General features: G+C 66.2%; 17 protein-coding genes. 7 read left to right on the forward strand and 10 right to left on the reverse strand.

Annotated elements, in window-relative coordinates; translation table 11 throughout:
• Nucleotides 1-23 precede the first annotated feature (23 nt).
• Nucleotides 24-1,283, reverse strand: coding sequence for a DUF7544 domain-containing protein (locus tag C486_RS15805; protein ID WP_008457862.1), 1,260 nt, complete (start codon nt 1,281-1,283; stop codon nt 24-26).
• A gap of 154 nt (nt 1,284-1,437) precedes the next feature.
• Between C486_RS15805 and C486_RS15810 the strand changes: the two genes are divergently transcribed.
• A complete protein-coding gene (locus tag C486_RS15810) occupies nt 1,438-2,247 on the forward strand; it encodes an RIO1 family regulatory kinase/ATPase domain-containing protein (protein ID WP_008457864.1) in 810 nt (269 codons plus the stop codon).
• Nucleotides 2,248-2,422: 175 nt separating this feature from the next.
• On the opposite strand, the gene C486_RS21805 is transcribed toward C486_RS15810, so the two are convergent.
• Nucleotides 2,423-2,596, reverse strand: a complete 174-nt coding sequence (locus tag C486_RS21805) for a hypothetical protein (protein ID WP_008457866.1) — start codon at nt 2,594-2,596, stop codon at nt 2,423-2,425.
• A 472-nt stretch (nt 2,597-3,068) separates the two neighbouring features.
• Between C486_RS21805 and glmU the strand changes: the two genes are divergently transcribed.
• Nucleotides 3,069-4,250, forward strand: a complete 1,182-nt coding sequence (gene glmU, locus C486_RS15815) for a bifunctional sugar-1-phosphate nucleotidylyltransferase/acetyltransferase (protein WP_008457867.1) — start codon at nt 3,069-3,071, stop codon at nt 4,248-4,250.
• 390 nt (nt 4,251-4,640) lie between these two features.
• On the opposite strand, the gene C486_RS15820 is transcribed toward glmU, so the two are convergent.
• The 6 genes from C486_RS15820 to C486_RS15845 all read right to left on the reverse strand — a co-directional run bounded on the left by C486_RS15820 (nt 4,641) and on the right by C486_RS15845 (nt 9,081).
• Entirely contained in the window at nt 4,641-5,495 is an 855-nt protein-coding gene (locus C486_RS15820; RefSeq protein WP_008457868.1) for a carbon-nitrogen family hydrolase, read from the reverse strand.
• 27 nt (nt 5,496-5,522) lie between these two features.
• Nucleotides 5,523-5,957, reverse strand: coding sequence for an SRPBCC family protein (locus C486_RS15825; RefSeq protein ID WP_008457869.1), 435 nt, complete (start codon nt 5,955-5,957; stop codon nt 5,523-5,525).
• Nucleotides 5,958-6,080: 123 nt separating this feature from the next.
• Nucleotides 6,081-6,305 carry a DUF7123 family protein gene (locus C486_RS15830; RefSeq protein WP_006185333.1) on the reverse strand — a complete coding sequence of 75 codons (225 nt, stop codon included), beginning with the start codon at nt 6,303-6,305 and terminating at the stop codon, nt 6,081-6,083.
• Between the two features lie 113 nt (nt 6,306-6,418).
• Nucleotides 6,419-6,604 carry a DUF7525 family protein gene (locus C486_RS15835; protein ID WP_006185332.1) on the reverse strand — a complete coding sequence of 62 codons (186 nt, stop codon included), beginning with the start codon at nt 6,602-6,604 and terminating at the stop codon, nt 6,419-6,421.
• A 114-nt stretch (nt 6,605-6,718) separates the two neighbouring features.
• The gene (locus tag C486_RS15840) at nt 6,719-7,750 is read right to left on the reverse strand and encodes a phosphate signaling complex PhoU family protein (RefSeq protein ID WP_008457870.1); all 1,032 of its coding nucleotides are present in this window, start codon (nt 7,748-7,750) and stop codon (nt 6,719-6,721) included.
• Nucleotides 7,751-7,902: 152 nt separating this feature from the next.
• Complete coding sequence (locus C486_RS15845) at nt 7,903-9,081, reverse strand: ATP-NAD kinase family protein (RefSeq protein WP_008457872.1); 1,179 nt, start codon at nt 9,079-9,081, stop codon at nt 7,903-7,905.
• Nucleotides 9,082-9,233: 152 nt separating this feature from the next.
• On the opposite strand from C486_RS15845, the gene C486_RS22600 reads away from it, so the two are divergent.
• Nucleotides 9,234-9,368, forward strand: coding sequence for a hypothetical protein (locus tag C486_RS22600; protein WP_008457874.1), 135 nt, complete (start codon nt 9,234-9,236; stop codon nt 9,366-9,368).
• Here C486_RS22600 and C486_RS15850 read toward each other — a convergent pair.
• Entirely contained in the window at nt 9,365-10,066 is a 702-nt protein-coding gene (locus tag C486_RS15850) for a competence/damage-inducible protein A (protein ID WP_008457877.1), read from the reverse strand. The genes C486_RS22600 and C486_RS15850 overlap by 4 nt on opposite strands.
• Nucleotides 10,067-10,253: 187 nt before the next feature.
• Between C486_RS15850 and C486_RS15855 the strand changes: the two genes are divergently transcribed.
• From C486_RS15855 to queC, 4 genes are all read left to right on the forward strand, one after another.
• Complete coding sequence (locus C486_RS15855) at nt 10,254-10,610, forward strand: winged helix-turn-helix domain-containing protein (RefSeq protein WP_008457878.1); 357 nt, start codon at nt 10,254-10,256, stop codon at nt 10,608-10,610.
• Nucleotides 10,611-10,864: 254 nt separating this feature from the next.
• A complete protein-coding gene (locus tag C486_RS15860) occupies nt 10,865-11,332 on the forward strand; it encodes a 6-pyruvoyl trahydropterin synthase family protein (protein ID WP_008457880.1) in 468 nt (155 codons plus the stop codon).
• A gap of 1 nt (nt 11,333) precedes the next feature.
• Nucleotides 11,334-12,128, forward strand: a complete 795-nt coding sequence (locus C486_RS15865) for a 7-carboxy-7-deazaguanine synthase QueE (protein WP_008457881.1) — start codon at nt 11,334-11,336, stop codon at nt 12,126-12,128.
• Nucleotides 12,129-12,163: 35 nt separating this feature from the next.
• A complete protein-coding gene (gene queC, locus C486_RS15870) occupies nt 12,164-12,898 on the forward strand; it encodes a 7-cyano-7-deazaguanine synthase QueC (RefSeq protein WP_008457883.1) in 735 nt (244 codons plus the stop codon).
• A 198-nt stretch (nt 12,899-13,096) separates the two neighbouring features.
• Here queC and C486_RS15875 read toward each other — a convergent pair whose 3' ends face one another.
• Nucleotides 13,097-13,729 (reverse strand): molybdenum cofactor guanylyltransferase, encoded by a 633-nt coding sequence (locus C486_RS15875; RefSeq protein WP_008457885.1) that lies wholly within the window; start codon nt 13,727-13,729, stop codon nt 13,097-13,099.
• Nucleotides 13,730-13,783 lie beyond the last annotated feature (54 nt).

Here is a 13,783-nt window from a genome sequence, read left to right on the forward strand (position 1 = left end):
TCCCCGGGCCCGGAGCCGCCCGCTTACCAGCCGTCCTCGTCGTCTTCGTCGCTGTCGTCCGACCACCCCTCTCGAGACTCGGTGTCGTCGGGGTCGTCGTTCCAGCCATCTGTCTCGTCGGTGTCGTCGTCCCAACCGCTCGGACTGTCCCACCCACTCGTGTCGTCTCGGTCGTCGTTCCGGCCGCTCGGATCGTCCCAGCCGGCCGTGTCGTCCCGGTCGCTCAAGCGGTCCGAACCCGGATCGGTGCCCCCAAACCCGGCGGGACCGTTTCCGCCGCGATCGCCGCCATCGACCGGCCCGCCGCCGCGGACCGCCCCGCGTCGGTCAGGGATGAGATCGAGATCGGCGTCGGTATCGCCGAGGAGCAACAGCGCGTAGTAGCGGAAGTAGGTCTCGACCGGGACGTAGAGCAGCGACGCCAGGAGCAAAAGGAGGACGAGTCCGACGACGCCGAGCAGGATGGCCAGGACGAGTCCCGCGGTATCGAACGCGATCACCAACAGGACGCCGACGATCACGAACGGGATCGCCAACACCAGTCCACTGAGGCCGATAATAATCGTGGCGGCGGTGCCGATGACGAACTGGAGAATCCAAACCAGCAGGAGGTAGACGACGTAGTCGCTCCAGTTCGCCGTCATCGTCGACCAGAATTGCCCCCAGCCGTCGCGGACGCCGCGATCCGTCAGTAGCATGATCGGCGCGACGAACTCGGTGGTAAACCGCATCGTGATAGCGTAGAGCAAGCCCAGGACGATCGCGTAGACGAGATAGAGTAAGAGCACCCCCATCGAAAGACCGTCGAGGTCCGCTTCCATCGAGAGCAGGAAGACCGCGGCCGGAGCGATGGCGACAACCGCCAACAGCACCCGGAGACCGAATCGGAACAGGAACAACCACAGTCCCTTACCGAGGTTTGCGGAGAAATAGCGCCGCACGTGGACCTCGGACGACCGAAGCGACTCGAGGAAGACGAACTCCATGACAGCGCTGATGAACTCATAGAGCAACCAGAGTACCACGACGATCGCGACGATCACGAGCGCCCAGAAGAGCAGTTCCTCGCCGGCTATGCCGCCGAATTCCTGCGACTGCTCTTCGACCATCGGATCGTCGGTGACCGTCCCGGTGTCCCCGCCCGGGATCGTCGGCCCGCCCAGGCCGAGCGAACTCACGAAGAAGACGATCAGCGCGAGCCTGAGCCACGTCCCCGTTCGAAACGGCGTTAGCCGGGTCCGGGTCACGTCGATAGCGTCCCCGAGATCGTCGATGGCGTCCATAGTACCCCACGCTAGCATCGACACAGCGATAATACTACTGTTCTGACGGCCCCATCCGGCACGAAACGAGTGCGGCCCCGCCCGCCTGAGATCGAATACGTTCCCCCGGTAACACTTCGAGGGGCATTTAACGCCGACCGTCGACAGATTCCGTATGGACATCCGCCGGCTCGCACGTGGATCGATCGAGTGGAGCCGCATCGAGCGTGTCGTCCGCACGCTGGCGGATCGCTACGACCGCGAGGAGGTCCGTGTCGAATTCCTCGAGGCCGACAACTGGCTGTCGACGCCGTGTGTTATCGACGACGAATGGTTCGTCAAAATCGTCTCCAGACAGAACGCTCTGGTCCACGCGGTGTTGACGACCGGCCGGAACGTGGGTGCCTTCTCCTCGGGCACCGAGGGGTTTTTCGACCGGTTCGACACGCCTCGCGAGATGGTCGAACACGAGTACGCGGCGACCGAACGGATGCAGGAGATCGGTCTCAACGCGCCCCGCCCCATCGACGCCTTCGAGGTCAACGGGCTGGGCGTCCTCGTCCTCGAGTATCTCCCGGATTTCCGGTCGCTCGACGACGTCTCCGACGACGTGGTCGCCCGGCGAGCGCCCGAACTGTTCGCTATGCTCGCCACGCTCCACGAACACGGGCTCGCCCACGGCGACCTGCGGGCGGAGAACGTCCTGCTCTGTGACGACGAGTTCTACTTCATCGACGCGACCAGCGTCCACGACGACCGCGTCGACGAGACGACGGCCTACGATCTGGCCTGTGCGCTGGCCATTCTCGAGCCACGGATCGGACCGCGGGAAGCCGTCGACGCGGCCACGACCGCCTACGAGCCCTCGCAGCTGCTCGCCGCGCGGGAGTTCCTCGACTTCGTCCGGCTCCGCCCCGACCACGAGTTCGACTCGACGACCTTGCGCAGCGAACTCGAGAAGGCGGCCGATCTGGGCGGTAGCTGACGGACGCCGGCGACGAGCGCCATCCCGATATGGCGGACGCTCCGCCGGAGGGAGAACGACCCGTCACCGAAGATCGCGGCGAGGAGGAAGACCGGTGACCGGCCGCGGGGTAGCCCATCCGGCCGCCGCTGGCATCAGTATTCGGTGTGGGGTTGCTTCGACATCGGCGTGTGGTTTATCGCATGCCGTCCAGCGTCCGGACCGTATCCGACATGATCCAGGCCGTTTCGCTGTCTGGTTCCTCGAGACAGATCGCGAAAAACGAGTCCCGGCCGTCGTCGACGGTGATGCGGTACCCGTGACTCGTCAGCGGTTGGCTCTCGTCGGTGCGGGATTCAGGGGAGGTCACACGCGTCTTCGGAGACGCCAGCGGATAACGAACACGATTCGGAACGGAGCCGAGAGTGCCTGACACGGACGTTCGGTGGCGTTCCCGTCGGGCGATCGGCCTCCGAACCGGCTGTCGATCGCCCGACGGGAGCGGGTCGAATACCGCCACGACCCATGCGTGTAAGTCACCAGCAAGGAGTTCACTGCGCCCGTCGTACCATCCCGTCCGAGCCAGCAACTCGCCGACCAGGGACACAGTCACTACAGCGGCGGCGAATGGACGCCCGCCGACGGCGGGCGTACTGCGAGCGGTCAAACATACCTCGACGAGGCACGCGACCGGCTTCTCGAGACACAGCACTGACTCCCACGACCCCGTGGGCGAGGGCCATGAGGCCCAGTTGCCCCGTCAGGACCGGCGAACCGCGGCCCTCTCAGTTTCTACTCGCGAACGAACCGCTTATCAGCCGTTTCGTGGAAGGGGTGAGTACATGAAGGCAGTCGTTCTCGCGGCGGGTCAGGGAACGCGGATGCGACCGCTGTCGGAATCGGTGCCGAAGCCAATGCTGCCGGTCGCCGACCGACCGCTCGCGGCCCACACCGTCGACGCGGCGATCGACGCTGGAGCCGCCGAAATCGTCCTCGTGATCGGTTACGAGGGCGAGACGGTCCGTGACTACTTCGGCCCCGAGTACCGGGGCGTCCCGGTCTCCTATGCGGTCCAGGAAGAACAGGCCGGGACCGCCGACGCCGTCGACGCTGCCAGTCCCCATCTCGAGGGGCCCTTCGCCGTCCTCAACGGCGACAATCTCTACGATCCGGCGGCGATCGACCGGCTGTTCGACGCCTGTCCGGCCGTCTGCGCGATCGAGGTCGACGAGCCGCGCAACTACGGCGTCCTCAGCACCGCCGACGGCAGCGTCACCGGGATCGTCGAGAAACCCGACGAACCGCCGACGAACCTCGCCAACGCCGGGGCCTACGCGTTCCCGGCCGCGGCCCGGGAGTGGCTCGCGGTGCCCGCGAGCGAGCGCGGTGAACACGAGATCACCGATGTCGTCGCGCGGGTGATCGACGAATACGACGTGACGCCGGTGACCTTAGAGCGGTGGCTGGACGTCGGCCGCCCCTGGGAGTTACTCGCGGCCAACGAGTGGCATCTCGCCGAACTCGACGGCCGGATCGACGGCGACGTGAGCGACGACGCCCACCTCGAGGGCGAGGTCGTCGTCGAGGCGGGTGCGACGGTCGAACCCGGCGTCGTGATCGAAGGGCCGGCCCTGATCCGCGAGGGTGCGGAGGTCGGGCCCAACGCCTACGTCCGCGGCGCGACGCTGATCGACCGGGATGCGGAGATCGGTCACGCGGTCGAAATCAAAAACAGCGTCGTCTCGCGCGGGACGTCGGTCAGTCACCTCTCGTACATCGGCGACAGCGTCCTGGGTCGGGACGTCAATGTCGGCGCGGGGACGAACGTGGCGAACCTCCGCCACGATGACGCAGACATTGAGTTCACCGTCAAAGGCGACCGCGTCTCGACGGGACGGCGGAAGTTCGGCGTCGTCGCCGGCGATAGGGTCAAGACCGGTATCAACACGAGTCTGACGCCCGGGCTGCGACTCGAGGCCGGCGCGACCACGATGCCCGGCGAAACCGTCGAGCGGGATCGGTAATCGTCGGTCACCGTCACGCTCCGTATCGTCACGCGCCGCTCGGCCCAGCACTTCGAGTTCGCGCTGCCCGGCGAACGGGCTGTACAGGGAGACACGTTCGGCCGATCCCGACCCGACCGGGTCGGACCGGTCCCCGAACTCGTAGACGGCGGTCGGTCCGAGACGGGTCCCTCGAGTGAGGACGGTCGAACGGAGGAGACGAGGCGAAAGGTGGGACGAGGAGACGGATGTGGGCGTGGTCGCTCGGTTCCCGCGGGAAACCGAGCGCGCGACGGGCCGGAGCGACGCGCAATGCCGGGGAGACGTGAAAAGCGTCTATGCCGGCGATCGTACCAACGGCGTGCCGAAATAAAAAGTCAGCGGTCGGCGAGGGTGTCGGACCGGCGTCGATTACAGCCGTCGGTCTCGAAGCGCGGGGAACTCCTCGCGGACCGTCGCGACCGTCTCCGGCTCGATTTCGGTCATGACCAACGCCGGCTCGTCGCCGCTCGAGGCCAGTGACACGCCCCAGGGGTCGTAGACGTTCGAGCGACCCAACAGCGTGGCATCGTCGAACGTCCCGGCCCCGTTGATCGTCGCCACGTAGGCCTGGTTCTCGATCGCGCGGGCTCGCGAGAGGGTCCGCCAGTGTTCCACTCGTGGATAGGGCCACGCGCTGGGGACGAGCACCAGGTCGACGCCGTCGTCGACCAGCCGCCGATAGAGTTCGGGGAACCGCAGGTCGTAACAGGTCGTCACGCCGACGGTGACGTCGCCGATCGTCGCCGTGTCGATCCGTTCGCCGGGGACGAGCAGCTCCGATTCCGCGGATTCGTAGCCGAAGAGGTGGTGTTTCCGATAGATCAGTTGCAGATCGCCGCTGGCATCGAACAGCGCGGAGGTGTTCGCGAGCCCCTCGTCGGCGGGGGTATCGATGCGCTCGGTCGCCGACAGATCCTCGACGATACTGCCCGCGAGAACGGCGATCCCGTGATCGGCCGCCGCCTCCCGGAGCCGGCCGAACGTGTCGCCCTCGAACGGCTCCGCAGTGCGCCCGTAGAGATCGAACGCGAAATAGCCCACGGTGAACAGTTCCGGCAGGGCGACCAGGTCCGCACCGCGATCGGCGGCTCGCGACACCGCCGCGAGCGCCCGGTCGACGTTCGTCTCGACCTCGCCGGCCTCGATGTGTATCTGTGCGAGCGCCAGCGTCAGCGCGTCCCCGCGATCGGCACCAGCGGCGTCGGCGTCCGTATCGAACGGCATGGTCTCACAGTCGCCGCTCCACCACCGTTACTGTGTCGTCTGCAGGTCCCGCTCGAGCGCGCGCTGTAGGTTCCGAAGCTCGGCGTCGAGGTTTCGCTTGAAGAACTTCTCGACGCCCGGTAGTTTGCCGTCGACGACGAAGTGATTCTCGAGGCACGCGCCGTCCGCGGTCTCGACGATGTCGTGTTCCCCGGTCACGTCCAGCACTTTGGATTTCCCGACGAATTTTACGTATTCGGGCGGTCTGCGTGTGACGTCTTTCGTGCTGACGGTCACGGTTTTCCGCACGAGCGGGATGGGCAGTTCCACGTGCCAGGTCACTCGTCGGCCGTCGGAATCGTCGACGGTGTACTCTTGGACGACACTGATCGCCCGCGCGCGGTTCGCCGGATCGGCGATGAACTCCCAGACCCGCTCGGGCGACGCCGCCACGTCGAACGACCGGTCGACCCGTACAGTCATGCTCCTACGTGTGCGATTGTCGGATAAAAAGACCGTGGACCGCGTGCGAGTGCCATCCGATTCGAACGGCACTGTCGGGTCCCGGTTGGAACGAAGCCGGACCGGTCGTCGGCCACAGACCAGTCAACTGATCGTTACTTTCCAGGTCGTCGACCGCGCCCGACCCCATTTCTCGATGTCGACTTCGTCTGCCTTCTCCGCGAGGTGGGGAAGGCGGACGCCGACCTGTTTCGACGAGAGTCCGATTGCGTTCGCGATGTTCTTCGCCCGGAAGTACTGCTCGCCACGGGCGGCACTCTCGCGGAGGTACGAGATGATTCGCTGCTCTTCGTCGGAGTAATCGGTCATCGTCCGTATGCTACTGTAGGGCGTCGCCGGTCTTAACTCTTAACGGCCCGATACGGCCCCGATCGAACGTGGCTCATCACCCGATCAGTGGATCGATCGTCGCCGCTGTGAGTTCAGTGCCAGTAGAGGTGGATGCCGACGACCGCCAGCGAGCTAAAGAGGACGGCCGCGGCGAAGCCCCACGCCGCCGTCACGTCCGGTGCACCGGCATACATCAACAGTGCGCCGATCACTGCGAGTGCCCCCAGTGCAAGCGCCAGTCCAACGCCCTTGTCCGTCGCCTCGGTTTCCGTAGCCATGCTCGAGCGTTGTGTATGGGGTCTCTTAACTTCACTCATTGCTGACCGATCGCCCGGCCGACCGGCGCGGTCGATCGGTCGCAGACGGGGACTCGGCCCACCTCGTCGCGTCGATTATTTGATCGTGGTGTGGACGGACTCCTCGTTGAGCGCGAGGTTGGCCGCGATTTCGGCGTTTCGCATCGCGTACTGAGCGGTCTGCTGGAGGCTGACCAGCACCTCTCGGATCCGCAGCAGATCCTCGTTGTCCATCTCCGGCAGCCCCGTGAGGATCTCCTGCTCGAGGTCGGAGATATCGTGGAACAGCGCCCGGACCTCGTTGGACTTGTCGTAGTCGCGTTCGACGGCCGCCTCGACGGCGCGGGACGTGATTTCGTCGACCAGTTCGTTCAACTCTCGGATCTCCCGCATGACCGTACTGTCGACGTTCAGGGTGTGCCCCTCGGTCTCGATGACGATGTCGGCGATGTCCTCGCCGTTGTCCGCGGTGAGCTCGAGGTTCTTCGCGATCGACCGGTAGCCGATCAGCGGGAACCCGGTGTTCAGGCCGACCGCTCGTGCGAGGTTGGGGTTCTGGTACGCAGTGAAGATCAGGCGCAGCAACAGGACGAAGATCTTGTTCGCCTGTCGCTCCCGGTTCAAGGCGCGCTGTGCGAGATCGGGGTTGCCGTGGGCTAAGGCCTTGATCCCCTCGCCGCGCATCGTCTGGCCGGTTCGCTCGAGGCGCTCGAGGAGGTTATCGAGCGTGAAGTCCTCGGGGTCGACCGAGCAGCGAATCGAGATGCTCTCGGGGGTTTCCTCGATGACGCCAAGCCCCATCAGTTGGGTTTCGGCCTGATAGACCGCGTTGATGTGGTCGGACTCGAGGGCTCCGTCCTCGCGTTCGATGCGGATGATGCGCCGGCCGAGGACGTACTGGGCGACGATCGCACGCTCGACGGCGTCGGCGTCGAGTTCGTCGGTGTGAATGATCGCTTCCGTCTCTTCCGAGTTGGCGGATTCGGGCATCACGGTCAGCGTCCCTTTGCCGCTGGTTCGAAGCGAGACTTCGTCCCCTTTCTCGACGCCGTGTTCGGACGCCCACTCCGCCGGGAGCGTCATCGCGAGCGTCGACGGACCGAGTCGTTGCACTTTCCGCGTTTCCATGGCAGACCGTAGGACCGACTCGACCTTAGTCCTGACTATACTCTCATTATCGAGGGACAAATGGTTATACGGTTAGGTATATTGCCCGATTCACACACCTCCTTATATCATTCCGAGTAAGGGGTCTGCGCCGTCGTCGCGGCGGGGTTGCATTAGACGACCGTGACGAGTCGGGTCGTAAACCGGCCGGTCCGCACTCGCAGCCAGCCACGGAGTTCGTCGTCGACCGCTGCGTCGTCGGTGTCGACGCGCAGTGACTCGATGTCGTCGAGTTTCTCGCCGGCGGCGACGACCGCGATGTCGTCGGCTCGCCGGATCACTGCCGGGGAGATCTGGTGATTGCCGCGACCGAACACGAACCCCTGTCCCCCGATCGGCGAAACGACGATCGTGACCGGGTCCGCGAGAACGTCGAGAATGTCCGCTTCCGCGGCGTCGCGAGCGAGTAGTTCCCCGTCGGCTGCCGACGCGGTCGTCCCGTCGCCTCCCACCGTGTTCGCTGCACGCCAGACATCGACGCCCAGCGGGGTGGGGTTGATCCCCAACTCCGTCTCGATCGCGCCGACGGTACTGCCGGGGCCGAAGACGTAGGTTCGTCCCGGTTCGACCTCTCGAGCGAACCCCGCGGCCAGCGAGTCGACGCTCCCGCTCGAGACCTGCTTGCCCGACTGGACGGCCGGGGCGACGGGGACGGGGACGACTGCTTTCAGTTCCGTTCGAACCGTTCCCTCGCGGTACGCGTCCTCGTCGATGTCGTTGACTTCGCGGGGCTCGACGCGGTCGAACTCGGCGGCGATCCGGCCGGCGTCGGCCGGCGTCACGCCGAAGACGGACGAATAGATCTTGACGCCGGCCGGCACGCCGAGCATCGGCGTCTCCCCGGCCGCGTCGCCCTCCGCGTCGAGCACCTCGGCGACGTCGACGGCGGTGCCGTCGCCGCCGACGAAGAAGACGAGGTCGATGTCGTGCTCGAGGAGCGCTCGAACGGCCGCGCGGGTATCGGCCGCCGTCGTCTCCGCGGTTGCAGGATCGCTGGCGATCGCGGCCCCGTCCGACACGGTTTCGCGGTCGCTTTCGGACGGATCGTAGACGACGGTGGGTTCGTAGCCGGCGTCCCTCACCGCGCGTTCGCCCATCACGCCCGCGGCGGTGTAGACGGTGAGCGAGGGCGCACGCCGGTGTACCGATCGCAGCGCCTCGCGCGCACGGGCCGGCGCTCGTGGCTCGGCACCGCGGCGACGCGCCTCCGCGACGTTTCCGTCGGTTCCCTTCAGTCCGACCCGTCCCCCCATCCCCGCGATCGGGTTGACGACGACGCCGATGGACTCCATGGAAGGACGTGGGGTCGCCAATGGGAAAGCCGTATCGCAGACCGGTCATCGGGTCCGTCTCTCGGGAATCGGCCCCGCCCGCAGCATGACCCGGGCCGAGGGATCGGCGCGGTTTCTGAAAGGTTAAGAGGGATGCGAACCGATCGCAGACCATGTCCGCACTGATCGACGCTGCCGTTCTCACGACGGAAACGGAACCGGTACTGCCGATGCAACTCGTCGGCTGGGGCGCGCTCGCCCTGGGCCTGCTCGTGACGGTCGCCTGGCTGCTCTCCTTCTACCGCTAACCCCGATCGCGGCGTTCCGGCGAGTCGACCCGCTCGCGGAGCCACGCGGCCGCCTCCGCGACGGTCGCCTCGTCGGTTCCCTCGAGCTCGATCCGGACCGATTCGCCCGGATAACTCCCGACGGAGACGTCGAACCGCTCGCGGAGGTCGGCGATCCGATCGAGCAGTGCGCTTTCGGGCTCGTCCGCGACGACCGCGTCTCGGTACGTCTGCGTTCCGGTGAACTCCTCGACGATCGATTCGAACATCGCCTGCATCTCCGACGGAACGCCGGGAAGGACGTAGATGCCCTCGAGAGCCGCGCCGGGAGCGACGCCCGCCTCGTTGTGCAGCGCTCGCGCCCCCGCCGGGAGGTCCGCCGTTCCCGCCGCGAGGTCGTCGCGGGTGTACCCGTCCTCCTCGAGCCAGGCGAGGGCGACCGCGTGTTCCTCGACCGAGCGCCCGAGCGCGGCCGCGACGCCGGCCATGGTCACGTCGTCGTGGGTCGGTCCGAGCCCACCGGTGACGATGACGGCGTCGTACTCGGCGCGGTACTCGTTGACGACGCGGGCGATGTCGCTGACCCGATCCGGGACCGTGGTCACTCGCTCGACGGCGACGCCGCGATCGTCGAGCCGTTCACAGAGCCACGTGGCGTTCGTGTTCGTCGTTCGTCCGGCGAGCAGTTCGTCCCCGACCGTTACGACCGCGACGTTCATATCGCCCCGTTCGAGCCCGCTCCTCAAATGGGTCTCGCCCTCGGCCTCGACGCCGCCGGCGTCGCGATCGTGCCCTCGGTCGAAGATGTTTTAATTACAGAGACATATAGTTCACATTGACTATCATATTCCCGAGTACTCACAGCAACCATAAGATTCAATCCTGATAATTGGTAAGGGGGAGAGTATGTCTCGGAGTCGGACGGAATACGACGAGGTGGATTCGACCGTCGTTCTCTCTGCATTAGGGAGTAAATATAGCGCAGAGATACTCTGTGCAGCGGGAACACCGAAATCCGCGCAGGCACTGAGCGAAGACATCGAGATCCCGATCGCGACCTGCTATCGCCGGATCGAAGAACTCGTCGACGCCGGACTGTTGACCTGCGAAGGACGACAGCTCTCGGAAGAGGGTCGACGAACCAACATTTATCGACGAACGTTGGACGAGATCGAAATCGACTTCTCCGGCGACCTTCCCGCGTTCTCACGGAAACACCGCACCGAGGCCAAAAACAGGCTACAGGATCAACTCGAGGACTGAACGGACCTCTTTCCAACCGTGTTCGCCCGGCCTGTGCACAACCGAGGGGAAGCACTGGTCGATCGGCGTTCCGTTTTTTCCACGACTCGGCTTCGGTGCGTCACCGGCGTGCCGTTACGGCACGTCGCAGTCCGCCGTGCGACGGTCGTCCCGGTCCCCTCCTGTCGGTTTTCGACTGTGCCCGTACCACCGGGGCCGCTCCGTCGCCATCGGCGTTCGGCCATCCTTAAGTATTCTCGAGAGAATACAAAGGTATGACCGAATCAGCTACGGATCGCGACGCGGCGACGGACGATGCAGTCGTTGGGACCCCTCGCGTCCTCCACGTCGGTCACGACCGGCCGATCCGGATCAGCGCCGGGCACCGAATCCGACACCACGATGGCAAGTGTTCGCGGCCCCACGGCCATAACTACGAGATCGCCGTCACCGTTGCGGGTCACCTGTCCGACGAGGGCTGGGTAGCGGACAAGGGGGATATTACCGACGTGATATCGGAGTGGGACCATATGTTCCTGCTCGAGGCCGGCGACCCCCTCGTCGAGGCCTTCGAAGCGGCTGGTGACGCCGACGGCGTCGTCGTCCTCGAGCAGCCGCCGACGGCCGAAGTGATGAGCGTGTTGCTGGAACGGAAACTCGAGGCGGCCCTGCCCGAGACGGTCACCGAGGTCGCCGTCCGGGTAAACGAGACGAGCGAACTCTGCGGCGGCAGCGAGGTCTGAGATGCCGGTTTCCGATTCCGCCGACCGAGCGTCCGACATCGAGACGGACGCCGCCGAAAGCGCCGAGGAAACGGCTGCGGGCCTGCCGATCAACGAACTGTTCTACTCCCTGCAGGGGGAAGGCACCCTGGCCGGCGTTCCGTCGGTGTTCGTCCGCACGAGCGGGTGCAACCTCCGCTGTTGGTTCTGTGATTCCTATCACACCTCCTGGGAGCCGACCCACGCCCGGATGAGCCTCGCGGAGATCCTCGCGGAGATCGAGTCCCACGACGCCGACCACGTGGTCCTCACCGGCGGCGAACCGCTGCTCCACGAGGGAAGCACGACGCTGCTCGAGGCCCTCGACGAGCGCGGCTATCACACGACCGTCGAGACCAACGGGACGATCTACCGGGACGCGCCGATCGATCTCGCGTCCGTGAGCCCGAAACTCGCGAGCAGTACGCCGACGCCCGACCGCGACCCCACCGGCGACGGCGAGTGGGAAGCGCGTCACGAAACCGACCGGATCGATATGGACGCCCTCGCCCGACTCGTCGAGAGCTACGATGTCCAGTTGAAGTTCGTCGTGACCGACGATGGCGACATGCCGGAGATCCGTGAGTTGCTCGCGGATCTCCGGGCCGCCGCCGACGTTCCGGTCAGTGACGACGACGTGCTCCTGATGCCCGAAGGGGCGACCCGGGACCGTCTCGCTGAGACCCGTACTCGCGTCGCGGAGCTCGCGATGGAGTACGGCTTCCGCTACACGCCGCGACTGCACGTCGACCTCTGGAACGACGCCCCCGAGACGTAATCACGACACCGCCGTCACCACAACTCGAGATCACGATGACCGACGCAACCACCGACGCGCCGACCGACGCATCGACCGCCAACCGCGCCGTCGTCCTCCTGTCTGGCGGGATGGACAGCGCCACCGCCGCCGCCGAGGCCCGCGACCGTGGCTACGACCTCTATTGCCTGCATACCTCCTACGGCCAGCGCACCGAAGACCGCGAACTCGAGTGTGCCCGCCACCTCGCCGACCACTTCGACGCGGCGGACTTCCTGCGGATCGAGACGGGGCATCTCTCGGCGATCGGTGCCTCGAGTCTCACGGACGACGAGATGCCCGTGGCCGACGCCGATATGGAGAGCGACGAAATTCCCTCGTCGTACGTCCCCTTCCGGAACGCGAACCTGCTCGCGATGGCCGTCTCCTATGCCGAAGCAAACGACTGTGACGCGGTGTTCATCGGCGCACACAGCGAGGATTTCTCCGGCTACCCCGACTGCCGGCCCGCGTTCTTCGAGGCCTTCGAGGAGGTCGTCGATGTCGGAACGAAACCCGAGTCCGACGTCTCGATCGAAGCCCCGTTCGTGGAGTGGTCGAAGACCGATATCGCCGACCGGGGGATGGAACTCGACGTGCCCTACGAACACACCTGGAGTTGCTACCGCGAGAACGAACCGGCTTGTGGCACCTGCGACGCCTGTGCCTATCGGCTGCAGGCGTTCCAGAACATCGGGGTTCGCGATCCGATCGAGTACGCCGAGCGACCGTCGTACGCCGACGACGCGTAGCGGCGCGATCCCGGAGCCGTTCATCGCCGATCCCGCGCGCACCGAGTCGGGCGTGGTCGCGACCGGGTCCGGCTCGTAGACCGCGGTCGCGGACACCACACCCGGGTCCGAAACGCCGCCGCTGATTTCCTCGTCGACTGGCCCGGACGCGGGTGCGGCGGTGACGCCAGCGGCCGTGCTCGAGACGGCGGCGGTCGCTCACGCCAGTCGGTCGCTCGCCGCTTCGAACTCCGCACGGGTATTTATGTTTTCGAAGGACGCGAGCGGTGCGTCCTCGCGGAGTTCGTCCTCGTCGAGGACGACGTAGTCGAGGGTCAGCAGGGGCTCGGCGAGTTTGCGCTCCCCGCGCTCGAGGGCGCGCTCGCAGGCGTCGATCATCGGCACGACACGATAGACGGCCTGGGTGGTCTGGAACCATCGGTCGTCGAGCCGCGGTACTGCGGCCTCGTGGCCGGCGGCCCGCTCGAAGAGAGACGCGACGAGCGCCGGCTCGACGAAGGGCATGTCGCAGGCGACGACGGCGGCGTACTCTCCGGTCGCCGCCCGGAGGCCGGTCATGGTGCCCGCCATCGGTCCGCGGTCCGGCACCGGATCGACCGCGACCGTCGCGTCGGGCCCACCCGCGAGCGCGTCCTCGATCGCCGGGACCTGCTCCTCGCGGCAGTTGACGACGATTCCGTCGACGACCGGCTCGAGTCGGTCGACGACCCGCCGAACCATCGGCGTGCCGGCGAGCTCGGCGACCGCCTTATCGGCCTCGCCGAAGCGGGTCGAGTGACCGCCGGCGAGGACGACGCCCGTACGCTCGTCGCGGCCGGTTTCGCGGGACATGGTCGACCGTTCGTCCACCGGTGGCAAAAGGGTGCGGTCGCGCTCGCCAGCGGC

Origin of the sequence: Natrinema gari JCM 14663 (assembly GCF_000337175.1) — an archaeon.
Classification (GTDB): domain Archaea; phylum Halobacteriota; class Halobacteria; order Halobacteriales; family Natrialbaceae; genus Natrinema; species Natrinema gari.